This window comes from Mesorhizobium sp. M0244 (assembly GCF_040321795.1).
In the GTDB taxonomy this organism is placed as follows: Bacteria; Pseudomonadota; Alphaproteobacteria; order Rhizobiales; family Rhizobiaceae; genus Mesorhizobium.
In genome coordinates this window covers 1-14,549 of sequence record NZ_JAMYSE010000022.1, presented here as the reverse complement: position 1 = coordinate 14,549, position 14,549 = coordinate 1, and the positions used below count along the sequence as shown (strand labels likewise).

General features: G+C 62.4%; 13 protein-coding genes. 12 read left to right on the top strand and 1 reads right to left on the bottom strand.

What is annotated here, in order from left to right; translation table 11 throughout:
- Window positions 1–95: 95 nt before the first annotated feature.
- A complete protein-coding gene (locus NKJ08_RS15760) occupies window positions 96–1,127 on the bottom strand; it encodes a LacI family DNA-binding transcriptional regulator (protein WP_352524164.1) in 1,032 nt (343 codons plus the stop codon).
- Window positions 1,128–1,497: 370 nt separating this feature from the next.
- Here NKJ08_RS15760 and NKJ08_RS15755 point away from each other — a divergent pair, with 370 nt between their 5' ends.
- The 12 genes from NKJ08_RS15755 (at window position 1,498) to NKJ08_RS15700 (ending at window position 14,469) form a co-directional block, all read left to right on the top strand.
- The gene (locus tag NKJ08_RS15755; protein WP_352777403.1) at window positions 1,498–3,111 is read left to right on the top strand and encodes an extracellular solute-binding protein; all 1,614 of its coding nucleotides are present in this window, start codon (window positions 1,498–1,500) and stop codon (window positions 3,109–3,111) included.
- A 78-nt stretch (window positions 3,112–3,189) separates the two neighbouring features.
- On the top strand, window positions 3,190–4,050 hold the full coding sequence (locus NKJ08_RS15750; RefSeq protein WP_352524166.1) for a carbohydrate ABC transporter permease: 861 nt from the start codon (window positions 3,190–3,192) through the stop codon (window positions 4,048–4,050).
- A complete protein-coding gene (locus tag NKJ08_RS15745) occupies window positions 4,047–5,006 on the top strand; it encodes a carbohydrate ABC transporter permease (RefSeq protein WP_352777401.1) in 960 nt (319 codons plus the stop codon). The genes NKJ08_RS15750 and NKJ08_RS15745 overlap by 4 nt, the downstream gene beginning before the upstream one ends.
- A complete protein-coding gene (locus tag NKJ08_RS15740; RefSeq protein WP_352524169.1) occupies window positions 5,003–6,094 on the top strand; it encodes an ABC transporter ATP-binding protein in 1,092 nt (363 codons plus the stop codon). Before NKJ08_RS15745 ends, NKJ08_RS15740 begins: the two co-directional genes overlap by 4 nt.
- 1 nt (window position 6,095) lies before the next feature.
- Window positions 6,096–7,169 (top strand): ABC transporter ATP-binding protein, encoded by a 1,074-nt coding sequence (locus tag NKJ08_RS15735; RefSeq protein WP_352524170.1) that lies wholly within the window; start codon window positions 6,096–6,098, stop codon window positions 7,167–7,169.
- A gap of 35 nt (window positions 7,170–7,204) precedes the next feature.
- Entirely contained in the window at window positions 7,205–8,293 is a 1,089-nt protein-coding gene (locus tag NKJ08_RS15730) for a Gfo/Idh/MocA family protein (RefSeq protein WP_352524172.1), read from the top strand.
- A 42-nt stretch (window positions 8,294–8,335) separates the two neighbouring features.
- A complete protein-coding gene (locus NKJ08_RS15725; protein WP_352524173.1) occupies window positions 8,336–9,250 on the top strand; it encodes a sugar phosphate isomerase/epimerase family protein in 915 nt (304 codons plus the stop codon).
- Window positions 9,251–9,287: 37 nt separating this feature from the next.
- Window positions 9,288–10,229 (top strand): sugar ABC transporter substrate-binding protein, encoded by a 942-nt coding sequence (locus tag NKJ08_RS15720; RefSeq protein ID WP_352524174.1) that lies wholly within the window; start codon window positions 9,288–9,290, stop codon window positions 10,227–10,229.
- A gap of 60 nt (window positions 10,230–10,289) precedes the next feature.
- Entirely contained in the window at window positions 10,290–11,294 is a 1,005-nt protein-coding gene (locus NKJ08_RS15715; protein ID WP_352524176.1) for an ABC transporter permease, read from the top strand.
- Window positions 11,291–12,073: an ATP-binding cassette domain-containing protein gene (locus tag NKJ08_RS15710; protein WP_352524214.1), complete on the top strand. Its 783-nt coding sequence runs from the start codon at window positions 11,291–11,293 to the stop codon at window positions 12,071–12,073. Before NKJ08_RS15715 ends, NKJ08_RS15710 begins: the two co-directional genes overlap by 4 nt.
- Window positions 12,074–12,107: 34 nt before the next feature.
- Window positions 12,108–13,289, top strand: a complete 1,182-nt coding sequence (locus tag NKJ08_RS15705; protein ID WP_352524177.1) for an aldose 1-epimerase family protein — start codon at window positions 12,108–12,110, stop codon at window positions 13,287–13,289.
- Between the two features lie 91 nt (window positions 13,290–13,380).
- Complete coding sequence (locus NKJ08_RS15700) at window positions 13,381–14,469, top strand: fatty acid desaturase family protein (protein ID WP_352524178.1); 1,089 nt, start codon at window positions 13,381–13,383, stop codon at window positions 14,467–14,469.
- The last annotated feature ends 80 nt before the right edge of the window (window positions 14,470–14,549 follow it).

Genomic DNA, 14,549 nt, shown 5'->3' with positions numbered 1-14,549 from the left:
CTCGACACGCGGTCGGGCAAGCCTACTTATGCCCCAAACATTTCGCCCGAGCGTCATGAATCCAAAGGACACCAGGTCTCACTTGCACGACTGGTTCATATCTCCGGGATGCTTTCCCTGAAGATCACCTGCAGCCTTGGCTGGTGCAATTCGTAAGGCAATCCCCTGACCGCATGGGTCAAGGTGTTGAGCGCTTCGCGGGCTTCGACGCGCGGATTCTGGTCGATGACCGCGTCGAGCGTGCCGTCGAGCAAAAGCTCCTTGGTGCCTTCCGTTACCTCATGGCCGAGAAAAACCGTCGATAGTGCACGCCCGCGTTCCCTCAGCGCGCGCGCAATGCCGGTGTTACCGGCACCGACATTGTAGATCGCGGCCAGGTCCGGGTGCCGGTCCAGCAGGGCGGAGGCCTCTGAATAGGCCTTTTCCCGGTCGTCGAGCATCTCGCGCATCTCGACGATCTGCAGGTTGGGCGATTCTTCCGTCAGGATGTGGCGGAACCCCATCTCGCGCTCTTCGTGGCCGCGATAGGAGAGCGAGCCGGCAAACAGCGCGACCTTGCCCGGACGATCGGCGCCCATGAAGCGATTGAGCAGATAGCCGGCGAGCCGGCCGGCGGCGCGGTTGTCGATGCCGATATAGGCGACCCTCGGCACATGCAGGATGTCGGAAGCGATGGTGACGACCTTGACGCCGCTGGCAGAAAGCGAGCGGATCGCCTCGCGCACCGTCGGATGGTCGAGTGCGATCACACCGACGCCTTGCGTCTGTCCGTGCAATTCCTGCAACAGACGCGCGAGCCGGTCCGGATTGAAGCCTTCGATCGTGGCGACGCGGACGTCAAGGTCAGGCCGCGACTGCGCCTGCGCCTCGATCTGGCGGTGCAGCATCTTGATGAAGGAATTGGTGCCGGCGGGCAGGGCGAAATCGAGCCGTATGACCTCGCCGTGCTGCGCGTTGCGCGAGCTCGGATTATTCGAATTTTCAGCGATATAGCCAAGCCGTTGCGCTGTTTCGAGCACGACCTCGCGGGTGCGCGCCCTGACCCCGGCGCGGTTGTTGAGCACACGGTCGACCGTGGCGGCGGAAACGCCGGCTTCCCGGGCTATGTCTGTCAGGGTGGACCGCACTGTCGATCACCTCATTCCAAAATGCGCCAAGGGCGCATCGAGATCACGCATTTCATGGGTCCGATGTCGGATGGTGGCTTCATCGCCACCCGCGATTCTGATGGGAAATGATGTAGCCGGCCTCGGCCGATGCGCAAGCGGGTGCGCTAGACCAAAACGCCGAAGCGGACCAAAGCGGGCGGGTGTGCACCTGGTTCCCTCAAATTCAGGCACCGGCTTCAGTGTGAGAGCCTCGAGAAACGCCATTCTCCCCTCCCTTGAGATGTTATGAGGTGTCTTGATTATTTATGATGTTGACAGCCTTCGTATAGTGCCGTCAATATCCATCCTAAGGGCCGTGGAGGAACAAGGCCCTGAGGGAGGAGTTCCAATGTCGAATTTGATCCGCATGTCGCGGCGCCGTTTGCTGGCGTCCGGTGGAAAGGCGGCCGTCCTTGTTGCCGCCGCAGGTATTGCACCGAAATTCATTCGCCCAAGCCGTGCCTATGCGGCCGATGCCCTGGCGCCCGGCATGATCGGTGGCCCGACGGGTTTCGACGGCTCGGAGCGCTATCAGTACGGGCCAGATACGCCGGAGGGCCGCGCCATCGAGGCGGCCAAGGCGATGAAGGGCGCCGGCAAGGCGCCGGCCAAGATCGTGCTCGGCCTGTCCGACGGTTCGATCGGCCAGCTGGCCCAGCCGTTTCCTGCCGGTGCGCCGTCGATCAAGGATCTCTGGGAGAAGGAAACCGGTATTCCGCTCGAGATCGTCGGTGTGCCGAACGGCCAGGAATTCACCAAGACGATGCAGGACATCTCCACCAAGGGTGGTGCCTATGACATCTACGCGGTCGAATGGAACCGCCTTGGCGACCTGGCCGAAACCGGCGGCATCTTGAAGCTCGACGACTTCGTCGCCCAGTACAAGCCGGAATGGGACAATCCCGAGCTTGGCTACGTCAATGGCGCCAAGGGCGTGTCGCTGCTCAATCAGTATCGCGGCTCGACCTATGGCGTGTCGCTGGATGGCGACTTCCAGACCTGGGTCTACCGCACCGATCTGTTCGGCGACGCAAACGAGAAGAAGGCCTTCTCCGACAAATACGGCTATGAACTGGCGGCGCCGAAGACCTGGAAGCAGCATGACGAGATCGCGGCCTTCTTCCAGCGCCCGGACAAGGGCCTGTTCGGCTCGACAGATCTGCGCAACCAGGGCTGGGGCTACACCAACTGGTATCAGCGTTATGTCTCAATGGCTTCGCCCAATCAGTTCTTGTTCGACGATACCGGCAAGCCGTTGATCAATTCGGAGCAAGGTATCGCGGCGACCAACGAGTACATTGCGTCGCTTTCGCACCATTCGCCGGATGCAATCTCGTGGGGCTGGCCTGAGCAGTACGGCAATTTCGCCAAGGGCGGTGCGGCCATGACCTGCGCCTTCTCCAATCTGCCGAAATTCCTCGACAATGCCGGCAACAAGGATTCGCAGGTCACCGGCAAAATTGGCTCGATGCTGCCGCCCGGTCGCGAGATCGACGGCAAGCTGGTCAGCCGTTCGGTGCTGTGGCTCAATTTGTCGGCGTCGGTTTCCTCGCAAGCCAAGAACCCGGAGGCCTGCTACCTGTTCCTGCAGTGGCTGGGTTCAAGCCGCATCTACGCCTGGATGACCGCCAATCCGGGCGGCTACTTCGATCCGTTCCGGCTGTCGGATTTCTCCGATCCGCTGGTTCGCCAGACCTATCACGCCTACCACATGGACGTGGTGCGCGAGACGGTCGCTCGAACCGTGCCGAGCATCAACTATCCCGGCGCCACCGCCTTCCACAACGCGCTGGACGAGAACCTCGTCGCCGCGCTGACCAAGGCCAAGACGGCCGAGCAGGCGATGGCCGACACCGAGGCCGAGTGGAAGAAGATTGCCCGCCGAACCGGCGAGGAGAAACTTCTCGAAGCCATCAAGACCAACAAGGAGGCTTGGCCCACCGTTCTCGATCCGATCGCCTGATCCTCCCAGGATCCTACCAAAGAGGGGAGGAGTGATTGCTCTTCCCCTCGCTAACGAAGACTCCAGCAAAGCCGACAGATGAAGCGTTCCGTTCCTTTCGAGATATTCCGCTATGCCGCGATCTTCGTGGCAATGGCGGTGACGCTGGTGCCGATCCTGTGGATGATGTCGATGGCGTTCAAGCCGATCGCCGAATGGTCGGCGACCGGGGCCGACCTGACCTGGTGGCCGAAGAACCCGACACTCAGCAATTTCCGCTTCGTCTTCGGTGAATCGACCAACAGTCTGATTGTCGCGCTCGATCGCACCGCTTTGAAGCCGGTCCTGTCGTCGCTGCTGTCGGCCACGTTCGGCACGGCAATCGCCATGTCGGCGGGCACCGCGGCGGCCTACGGACTGTCGCGCTTCGGCTCGGGCCAGAACCTGCCGCTGGCGCTGATCCAGCTTCGCCTGTTTCCGCCGATGGCGGTCATGACCCCGGTGATGATCATGTGGGCCTTCCTCAATTTCACCGACAGCTGGTGGGGGCTGTCGCTGATCTACGGCATCGTCACGCTGCCTTTCGCCTTCTGGCTGATGAAGACCTTCTTCGACGACATGCCGCGCGAGATCGAGGAAGCAGCACTGGTCGAGGGCTGTTCGCGGTGGCGCGTCTTCACTCGCATCACCCTGCCGATGATGCGGGCGCCGCTGGCCAGTGCCGCGCTGTTCGTCTTCATCCTCAACTGGTCGGACTATCTGATTGCGCTGCTTCTGACGACGCGCGAATGGGTGACGGTCCCCGTCTACATGGCCTCGCTGTCCTCCTCGATGACCGGACAGCTCTACGGCGCCAAGGCCGCACTCGGTCTCATCGCGGCGGTGCCGCCGGTGATCATGGGCATCGCCATCCAGCGCCATCTGGTGCGCGGGCTGACCTTCGGGGCGCTCAAGCAATGAGCGCGGTGACGGCCACAATTTCGGAGGAGGCCATGAATGCCGCCCGGGCAGAGCCGGTGTTGCCGGACGAGGGAGCGCGGCTCGGGTTCCGACTGACCCTGCCGGCGCAGATCCTGGTGCTGTTCATCGCCGTCTTCCCGCTTCTGATGCAGCTCTATGTCAGCCTCACCGACTGGTCGCCGCTGTCCGGCCTCGGCTGGTGGAACGCCTGGTCGATGTGGAACAGTTTCGCCAACTACACCGACCTTGCCGCCGATGCGCGCTTCTGGAGTGCGCTGAAGCGCACGGCCATCGTCATGATCGTCTGCGTGCCGGCGGAGTTCCTGCTGGGCCTCGCGCTCGCGACGCTGTTTGCCGACGAGTTTCCCGGCAAGCGGATCTTCTACTCGATCCTCTTGATGCCGATGATGGTAGTGCCGGCGGTGGCAGGCTACATGTTCTTCATGCTGTTTCAGTCGGGCGGCCCGGTCAACGACATCCTATCGGCGATGTCAGGCTTTCCCGTCACCATCGCTTGGCTGTCGGACCCGACGCTGGCGCTGATTGCGGTGATGGTCGCCGACATCTGGCAGTGGACGCCGCTGATGTTCCTGATCCTGCTCGCCGGCCTCGTCGGCGTGCCTGAGGACCAGATCAAGGCGGCGACGCTGCTCGGCGCCAACCCCTGGCAGCGCTTCGTCACCATCGTGCTGCCGAAGATGAAAACGATCATCATCATCGCGCTCGCGATCAGGGTGATCGAGAACTTCAAGATATTCGACACGCTCTACATCATGACCGGCGGCGGTCCCGGCGTCGCTACCGAAACAATTTCCGTTTACATCTACAAGCTCACCACCCAGGACCTGATCTGGGGCTATGTCGCGGCGATCGCGCTGGCCATATTGATCGTGCTGTCGATCGTCGCGGTGTTTGCCATGAAACGCATGGCTCGGGTACGCGAGGTGGCGGCATGAGCACCATCCACCTGCAGAACCTAGTCAAGAAATTCGGCGACTTCACCGCGCTGAAGACGATGGACCTGGCCATTGCCGACGGCGAGTTCATGGCGCTGCTCGGACCGTCGGGCTGCGGCAAGTCGACGACGATGAACATGATCGCCGGCATGGAGGAGCCGACCAGCGGCAAGATCCTGTTTGGCGAGCGCGACATGGCCGGCGTGCCGATGGGGCGGCGCGGCGTCGGCTTCGTCTTCCAGAACTATGCGATCTTCACTCATATGAGCGTGCGGCAGAACCTCGCCTACGGGCCGAAAATGCGCGGCGCACCAAGGGCCGAGATCGACCGCCGTGTCGGCGCCATTGCAGAGATGCTGCACCTGACGCCGCTGCTCGACCGCAAGGCGGACAGGCTGTCGGTCAACATATTGCAGCGGGTGGCGATCGGCCGTTCGGCGATCATGGAGCCGGCGATCTTCCTGCTCGACGAGCCGCTGTCCAATGTCGATGCCGCCTTCCGGGCAGTGATGCGGACCGAACTGAAGCAGTTGCAGCGGCAGTTCCGGCAGACCATGGTCTACGTCACCCACGACCAGCTCGAAGCGATGACGATGGCCGACCGCATCGCGGTGATGGATCATGGCGTGCTGCAGCAAGTCGGCACGCCACTCGAGGTCTACAACAATCCAGCCAATGTCTTCGTCGCCCGCTTCATCGGCGCGCCGGGCATGAACCTGCTCAAGGGCAGGCCGGCGGAAAGTGACCGTGGCATGGTCGTCGATCTCGGCCCGCTGGGGGCGACGCCGCCGCTGCCGGTCGAGATCGCCGATGCCGCACGCCGGATGCGCGGCGAAGTGTTTTATGGCTTTCGACCGGAGCAGGTGACGCTGGCGGAAGGCGGCCGTGGCCTGTCCATGCCGGTGAGTTTCGTCGAGCGGATCGGTGCTCGCACCATCATCCATCTTGGCGACGGCGAGACAGCGGTGAAGGCGGTGTTCGACAATGATGTCGGGCTGGCGATCGGGCAGACAGCCGTCGTCGCGCCTGCGGCGGAGGCGGTGCGCGTCTTCGACGCCGCTTCCGGCCTTGCGTTGAGAGCAGGTTGAGATGGCTGATGTCGTTTTCCGCAATGTGACGAAACACTATGGTGCCACACTGGCCGTCGACGATGCCTCGTTCACGGTCAACGACAACGAGTTCTTCTGCTTCTTCGGGCCGCCGCTGTCGGGCAAGTCGACGATACTGCGCCTGGTGCTTGGGCTCGAGACACCGGACACAGGCGAGATCCTGATCGGCGGCAGGCCGGTCAACGCAGTGTCACCGGCGGAGCGCAATGTCGCCATGGTGTTTCAGAACCTGGCGCTGTTTCCGCACATGAGCGCGCGCGACAACATCCGTTTTCCTTTGGTCGAGCGGAAGGTGGCAGAAGCCGAGATCGAAAAACGCGTCGCCGACGTCGCGGCCAAGCTGCATATCGGCCATATCCTGCACAAGCCGCCGGCGCAGCTTTCGGGCGGCGAGCGGCAGCGCGTGGCGATCGCTCGCGCGCTGGTGCGTGATCCGGCTGCCTATCTGATGGATGATCCGATCTCGGCGCTCGACGCCCGGCTGCGCGAGGAGACGCGCGTCGAGCTCAAGCGCATCCAGCGCGAGCTCGGCAAGACGCTGATCTATGTCACGCACGACCAGGAAGAGGCGATGTCGGTCGCCGACCGCATGGCCATTCTGGAGAACGGCAAGATCAGACAGGTCGGCGCGCCGGCCGAGATCTATGACCGACCGGCCAGCACCTATGTGGCGCGGCTTCTCGGCTCGCCGATGATGAACATATTGAAGTCGGTGCGCGGCGCGGAAGGCGTGGAGGCGGCGGAAGGCACAATCCGCATCGCGGACAAGGCTGCGCCGGCCGATGCAGTCGAGATCGGGCTCAGGCCGGAAGATATCAAGGTCAGGACTTGGTCGGGTGAAATGCCGGAGGGGGGCGCGGGCCGCCCGGCGCGAGTGTTCGAGGTCGAGCCGCTCGGCGGCTACACCGTCGTGACGCTCGCCGCCGGGCAGGCGCGTCTGCGGGCGCTGCTGCGCGGCCAGCCGGACATCAGGCCGGACGCGATGGTGGCGATATCCTGCGAGCCGGGCAGGGTGCATTATTTCGGACAGAGCGGGGGAGCGCTGGCACGATGACGGCGGCTGCAAGGAACGAGCTTCGGGAGGAACATATGGCAAGCAGCGGCTTCGAGCCGGACGTTAAAGTCCGCACCAGGGAATACAAGATCGGCTGCGTCGGCGCCGGCATGATCATGGCCGAATGTCACCTTGCCGCTTACAAGGAAGCCGGTTTTCCGGTGGTGGCGATCGCCTCGCGGACCAAAGGCAGCGCCGAAAAGGTCGCCAATCGCTGGGATATACCGACCGTCCACGACACGCCGGAACGGCTCATCGAGGACAAAAATGTCGAGATCATCGATCTTGCCTTTCCGCCGGACCAGCAACCGGCGCTGATCCGCCATGCGCTGAAGCAGGAGCACATCAAGGCGATTTTGGCGCAGAAGCCGCTGGCGCTGTCGGTCGAAGAAGCGGTCAAGCTGCGCGACGAGGCGGCCAAGGCCGGCAAGATCCTCTCGGTCAACCAGAACATGCGCTACGACCAGTCGATGCGCGTCTTGAAGCAGATCATCGACAGCGGCGCGCTCGGCGACATCGTCTTCGCGCAGATCGACATGCATGCCATCCCGCACTGGCAGAGCTTCCTCGAGGACTACGACCGGCTGACACTCGCCAATATGAGCGTCCACCATCTCGACGTACTGCGCTTCCTGTTCGGCGATCCGGACGAGATTACGACGCTGACCCGCAAGGACCCGCGCACCCACTTCGATCATTCGGACGGCATCACCGTGTCGACGATCAAGTTCCCGTCCGGCGTGCTCGCGGTATCGCTGGAGGATGTCTGGTCGGGTCCGCGCCAGGAGGGCTACAAGGACGACCAGCATATCAACTGGCGCGTCGACGGCACCAAGGGCGTCGCCAAGGGCACCATCGGCTGGCCGACAGGCTCTGCCTCGACCCTGACCTATGCCTCGACCGAGACCACCGACGGCAAGTGGGTAACACCCAGTTGGGACACGATGTGGTTCCCGCATGCCTTCATCGGCGTCATGGAGCAGCTCCAGCACGCCGTGAAGACGGGCACGCCGCCGGCGCTCTCGGTCGCCGACAACGTCAAGACCATGGCGCTGGTCGAAGCTGGCTATCGTTCGATCGACAAAGGCCGCACAGTCAAGCTTTCCGAAATCTCGATCAACTGAAACACCAGGCGACTGAATCACTTACAGGGAGGACTTCACACCATGATGCAGGCAGGTATTTTCACGGGTTATTTCCCGTATGGCCTCAAGGAAACCGCGCAGAAGATCCGCGCGCTCGATTTCAACACCGTGCAGCTCGACCTGCATTTCAAGGATATAGATCTGTCGGCTGGGCAGATCACCAAGGACAAGGCCAAGACTGTCCGCGATACGTTCCGCGATCACAATCTGCCGATCTGCTGTGTGTCGGGCTACACCAATATTATCCATCCGGACCCGGCGGAGCGCGAGAGGCGCGTCGGCTATTTGAAGGAGATTATCCGTAACGCACGCCATTTCGGCACCCCTTACGTGATCTCGGAAACCGGTACCTACAACACCGAGTCCGATTGGGTGCATCACCCGAAGAACAAGACCGAGGAAGGGTTTGAGGAATGCCGCAAGGTTATCGCCGAGCTTGCCCAGACTGCCTATGACCACGGCGCGGTGTTCCTGCTCGAAACCTATGTCAACAATGTCGTCGGCTCGGTCGAGGAGACAGTGAAGATGTTCGCGCAGGTCGACCATCCTGGACTCGGCTTGTTGATGGATCCGACCAACTATTTCGAAACCCACAACATCGACAGGATGGACCAGATCCTGAACCAGGTGTTCGACACGCTGACCGACAAGATCAAAATCGCGCACGCCAAGGACGTCAAGCGCTCAGGCGGCGACAAGTCGGAGAAGCACGCCGACATTGGCGACGAGGATGCGCTGGAGAGCCACACTTTCCGCGGCGTCGGCGAGATCGAGTTGCCGGCGCCCGGCCTCGGTTCGCTGAACTACGACCTCTATCTCAAGCGACTGGCCGAAAAGCACCCGAACATCCCGGTCATCATCGAGCATCTTTCGGAAGACGACGTGCCGCGCGCCAAGAAATTCCTCGACGGGAAATTCATCGCCAACGGACTATGATGGCGCGGTTCGGCTACGAAACAAGGGAGGAAGAGAAATGTTGAAATTCGCGTTGAAAATCGCGTCCGCGGCGACCGTTCTTGCCAGTGTGGCGCTGGCTACGCCGGCGCTGGCGCAGGACGGCCAGAAGACGTTCTACCTGTTGTCGCATGGCGGCCCGTCGGATGCCTTCTGGATCGATTGGAATGCCGGCGCCATCAAGGCCTGCGACCAGCTCAAGGTGACCTGCAAGATCTCGTTCAGCGGTGGCGACATGGCGGCGCAGAAGGAGGCCTTTAACTCCGCACTCGCCGCCAAGCCGGACGGCATCGCCACCACCTCGGCGCAGCCCGGCCTGTGGACTGAGGAGGTCAAGGCAGCGAAGGCGGCCGGCATCCCGATCGTGTTCTTCAACACCGACGATCCGGCGACCGGCCGGCAAGCCTATGTCGGCGCCGACCTCAAGGAAGCCGGTGTCATCTGGGCGAAATATCTGGTCGACCACAAAATGGTGAAGCAAGGTGACAAGGTGTTCCTGCCGGTCGAAGTGCCGGGCGCCAGTTACCAGCAGCTCGAGACGGAAGGCATTGCCAGCGTCTTCGATCCGCTCGGCATCAAATATGACGTGGTCGATTGCGGCACCGATCCGGCCGGCATCATCGCCAAGATGACGGACTATATGGTGGCCAACAATCCGCCGGCAATCATCGCGCTCGGCGATTCCGTGGCGGCCAGCGTCAAGCGGGTGTTCGACGGCGCCGGCGTGCCGGCCGGCAAGATTCCGGTCGTCGGCTGGGGCAATTCGAAGGAAACCGCCGAGTCAGTCAAGTCCGGCTTCATCAACGCGGCTGCCTGGCAGTTCCCATCGGCGCAAGGCTTCATGCCGGTGGCGCTGCTCGGTCTCGCCGCCGCGGGCGAACCGATCGGCTACGACATTCACACCTTCAGCCTCTACGACGCCTCAAGCGTCGAACCGATCCTGAAACTCTACAACAAGTGATTGGAACTGACGCTCGCCGCGCAGGCGGCGGGCGTCACCCTGGCGTATGGTCGAGTTGTCATGACAATTGCCGCAGAAGAGGAAATGCCGCGTGCCAAACGCAGGTCGAGCCTGATCCGCTCGCCGCAGTTCTCGTCGCTCGTCATCCTGATCGTCCTGCTTGCGGTATTCGCGATCGCCGACGCGAATTTCCTGTCGCCGCTCAACATCTCCAACATGATGGCGTTCCTGCCCGAGCTCGGCATCATCGCGCTCGGCATGACGCTGCTTCTGACGGCGGGCGAGTTCGACCTTTCGGTTGGCGCTGTGTTCGGGCTGGCGCCGGTCGTCGTCATGCTGCTGGTGCAGAACGGCGGGTTTGATATTGGCGTCGCGCTGCTGGCCGGCCTGCTGCTCTGCATAGCGATCGGTGCGATCAACGGGCTGATCGTCACCAAGATCGGCATCTCGTCCTTCCTGGTGACACTGTCGATGCTGCTCGTGGTGCGTGGGGCAGCGCTTTACATCACCCAAGGCTTTCCGCTGAAATCCTGGGACCAGCCGGGTTTTTTCGTGACGCTGCTGGCCGGCAGCTTCAATATCGGAACGTTCCGTTTCTATACGTCCTTGTGGTGGTTCATCGGCCTATCGCTGCTGGCGATCTACATCCTGCGCTATGCCAAGCTTGGCAACTGGATCAGCGCCATCGGCTCGAACCGTAACGCTGCCGTGGCGCGCGGCGTGCCGGCCGATGCGGTCAAGATCTGGCTGTTCATCCTGACCTCGGTGCTTGCCGGTCTCGCCGGCATGATCAGCGCCTTCCGTATCTCTGCCGCCTCGCCGGTGGCCGGTACCGGCTATGAGCTCGAAGTGATCGCCATGGTGGTGGTCGGCGGCACGGCGCTGACCGGTGGGCGCGGCACGATCCTCGGCACGATCGTCGGCGCATTGATGCTGCGCAGCATCCGAAACGGCATCGTGCTGATCGGCGTGCCGGGCCTCGCCTACAACATCTTCGTCGGCGTCATTATCCTTGCCATGCTCATCCTGCACGCTTTGCTGCAAAAGAACGCCGCCAGGAGCTGATCATGGAAGTGCTTCGGCTGCAGAACCTTCAAAAGTCCTTCGGCAGCGTGCGTGCGCTGAAGAGCGCCTCCTTCACGCTCAACGAGGGCGAAGTGGTGGCCTTGCTCGGCGACAACGGCGCCGGCAAATCGACGTTGATCAAGGCGATCTCGGGCGTGTTTCCCGTCGACCGCGGCGACATCTATGTGCGTGGCCAGAAGGTCTCCATCCGCTCGGCCCGCGATGCGATGGATTTTGGTATCGAGACCATCCACCAGGACACGTCGCTGGCGCCGGACCTCAGCATCGCGCGCAATCTTTTCCTCGGCCGTGAGCCGGTCAACCTCAAATGGCTCGGCGTGTTCGCGCCGCTCGATCTCGCCAAATTACGCGACGCCGCCTCGGCGCTTTTGAAGCGCGTCGGCATTTCGAAAAAACTCGACGCCGATGCATTGGTCAGCACGCTGTCTGGCGGCGAGCGTCAGTCGATCGCGATTTCGCGTGCCATGCAGTTTGCCGCCAAGGTCATCATCCTCGACGAGCCGACCAACAATCTCGGCGTCGAGGAAACACACGGCGTACTGCGCTTCGTCAAGGAGGTGCGCGACGCCGGCCATTCGGTGTTGCTGATCACCCACAACATCCATCACGTCTTCCAGGTCGCCGACCGCATCATCGTCATGCGCCGCGGCGAGATCGTCGCCGAACAGACGGTCGCCGATACCGACCTGCTGACCGTGGAAAGCATCATCACCGGCGCCGATATGTCGGCCCTGCTGAAAGAGACGAGGGCGAAGTGAAGGGCGGGAGCGAAGTGAAGGAACTGGCCGTCACATGGTAGAGCTTTACGGCAAGACGCTGTCGCGCCGGCAGGTTTCGGAGCGGTCCGGCATGCTGTCGCAGTTCGCCGGCGTGCGGCTGATGACGCTGGGCGATGGCGTCGAGCGCGGCATCCGCATGCTGGAATTCCGCACCGGCTCCGGCCTGCGCTTCACCGCGCTTGTCGACCGGGCGCTCGATATCGCCGATTGCGATTTCAAGGGCCAGGCGATCGGCTGGCACTCGCCGAGCGGTTTTCGCCATCCGGGCCTGCACGAGTATGAAGGCGAAGAGGGATTGGCGTGGGCGCGATCGTTCTCCGGCCTTCTGCTGACCTGCGGCCTCGACCATATATTGTTCATGAACGAAGTACCGGCCGACACCTACAACTATCCGCCGAAGAAGACGGTGCGCCATTCGCTGCATGGCCGCATCAGCACCATCCCGGCGCGGCTGACCGGCTATGGTGAGACCTGGGAAGGCGACCGCTGCGTGCTGTGGGCGGAAGGCATCGTCCAGCAATCGACTGTATTCGGCGAGGATCTGCATCTGCTGCGCCGGATCGAGGCCGATGTCGGCGGCAACGAGATCCGGCTTTCGGACCGTGTCGTCAATCACGGCTTCAACCGGACGCCGCATATGTATTTCTACCACATCAATGTCAGCTATCCGGTGCTCGATCAGGGGGCGCGCTACCTGGCGCCGATCCGCGACGTGATCTGGGCCGGGCATGCCGGCGAGCGCTATGAAGCGCAGAAGGTCGGCTATCGCACGGTGCCGGCGCCGCAACTGGGTTTCAAGGAACAGGTTTGGCAGCACGAACTCGGCGCCGACGGCGCCGGCAATGTGCCGGTGGCGGTGGTCAACGACAGTCTCGGTCTCGGCTTCGAGGTGGTCACGCGCAAGGACCAATTGCCCTGCGCCTACCAATGGCAGAATTTCCAGGCCGGGCAGTACGCGCTTGGGATCGAGCCGTCGACGCATCATGTGCTGGGAAATCTGGCCGCGCGCGAACGCGGCGAGATGATCTGGCTGGAGCACGGCGAGAGCCGCTCCTACGATGCGGTGTTCCGAGTTCTCGACGGTGTCGGCGAGATCGCCGATGCGGAGGGCCGGATCGCGGCGATTGCCAGACAGCCGCAGCAGGACTACCCGGGGCCGTCGGGCCATTTTCCTGTTCTTGGAGGCAGGTCGTGATAATGGCGAGGACGATAGGAGACACCAGTTGGGAGGCTGGTTCCTGCCCGAGCGGGGAGGGCTCGCGGCCGATCGGGAATTGGAGGTCACAATGGCTGGCAAGGTAAAGCGCGATTACAGCCTGGTCGGCGAAAGCACGCGGATTGCGATCGAAACCGGGCTTGCCTCGGCGGAGTGGTATCACACCAACGTCCCCCGCAAGGCGATCAAGGAGTTGATGCAACGCTCAGATGGCCCGGCGATCCGTGACACGATCATCTGGATCGTCGCCATTCTGGGCTCCGCTGCCGGTGGCGTCTATTTCTGGGGCACCTGGTGGTGCGTGCCGTTCTTCTTCGTCTACGGCGTGCTCTACGGCTCCTCCAGCGACTCGCGCTGGCATGAATGCGGCCACGGCACGGCTTTCCGCACACGCTGGATGAACGATGTGGTCTACCAGATCGCCAGCTTCATGTTGATGCGCAACCCGGTGACCTGGCGCTGGAGCCATGCCCGGCATCACACCGACACGATTATCGTCGGCCGCGACGCAGAGATAGCCGTGATGCGCCCGCCGGACCTGTTGCGTGCAGCGCTCGCTTTCACCGGTATCCTTGATTTTCGCTATTCGCTTCCGGCGCTGGTACGCCAAGCGTTCGGCAAGCTCACGCCCGACGAGAAAAGCTACGTGCCTGAGATGGAACAGCACAAGGCCGTCATCGCCGCGCGCTGGCATATTGCCATCTACATCGCCACGATCGCGCTCGCCCTCACCATGCAGTCGTGGGTGCCGGTGGTGCTCATCGGCGTACCGCGCCTCTACGGCACCTGGCACATGGTGCTGACCGGCCTGCTGCAACACATCGGTCTGGCCGACAACGTTGTCGACCACCGGCTCAACACCAGGACCGTGTACATGAACCCAATCAGCCGGTTCATCTACTGGAACATGAACTATCACGTGGAGCATCACATGTTCCCGATGGTGCCCTATCACGCGCTGCCCAGGCTGCATGAATTGATCAAGCACGATTTGCCTGAGCCGAACCCGTCGATATGGCATGCCTATCGCGAGGTCTGGCCGGTCCTGCTCAGGCAGCTCAACTATGAGGACTACTTCCTCAAGCGTGAGCTGCCGCCGACGGCGCGCCCCTACCGTGGGGAGTTCCACGAAGTGAACATGTCGGCAGCGGCTGAATAGGCACCGCACCAGCGCAACGCAGAAATTTCAGGAGAAGCAGAAATGGCCGATTGGGTCGAAGCGTGCGCCGTGGACGATGT

Excerpts from the sequence above, each read along its gene's own strand:
- NKJ08_RS15755 (WP_352777403.1), top strand. The coding sequence starts at position 1,498 with ATGTCGAATTTGATCCGCATGTCGCGGCGCCGTTTGCTGGCGTCCGGT.
- NKJ08_RS15750 (WP_352524166.1), top strand. The coding sequence starts at position 3,190 with ATGAAGCGTTCCGTTCCTTTCGAGATATTCCGCTATGCCGCGATCTTC.
- NKJ08_RS15745 (WP_352777401.1), top strand. The coding sequence starts at position 4,047 with ATGAGCGCGGTGACGGCCACAATTTCGGAGGAGGCCATGAATGCCGCC.
- NKJ08_RS15740 (WP_352524169.1), top strand. The coding sequence starts at position 5,003 with ATGAGCACCATCCACCTGCAGAACCTAGTCAAGAAATTCGGCGACTTC.
- NKJ08_RS15735 (WP_352524170.1), top strand. The coding sequence starts at position 6,096 with ATGGCTGATGTCGTTTTCCGCAATGTGACGAAACACTATGGTGCCACA.
- NKJ08_RS15730 (WP_352524172.1), top strand. The coding sequence starts at position 7,205 with ATGGCAAGCAGCGGCTTCGAGCCGGACGTTAAAGTCCGCACCAGGGAA.
- NKJ08_RS15725 (WP_352524173.1), top strand. The coding sequence starts at position 8,336 with ATGATGCAGGCAGGTATTTTCACGGGTTATTTCCCGTATGGCCTCAAG.
- NKJ08_RS15720 (WP_352524174.1), top strand. The coding sequence starts at position 9,288 with ATGTTGAAATTCGCGTTGAAAATCGCGTCCGCGGCGACCGTTCTTGCC.
- NKJ08_RS15715 (WP_352524176.1), top strand. The coding sequence starts at position 10,290 with ATGACAATTGCCGCAGAAGAGGAAATGCCGCGTGCCAAACGCAGGTCG.
- NKJ08_RS15705 (WP_352524177.1), top strand. The coding sequence starts at position 12,108 with ATGGTAGAGCTTTACGGCAAGACGCTGTCGCGCCGGCAGGTTTCGGAG.
- NKJ08_RS15700 (WP_352524178.1), top strand. The coding sequence starts at position 13,381 with ATGGCTGGCAAGGTAAAGCGCGATTACAGCCTGGTCGGCGAAAGCACG.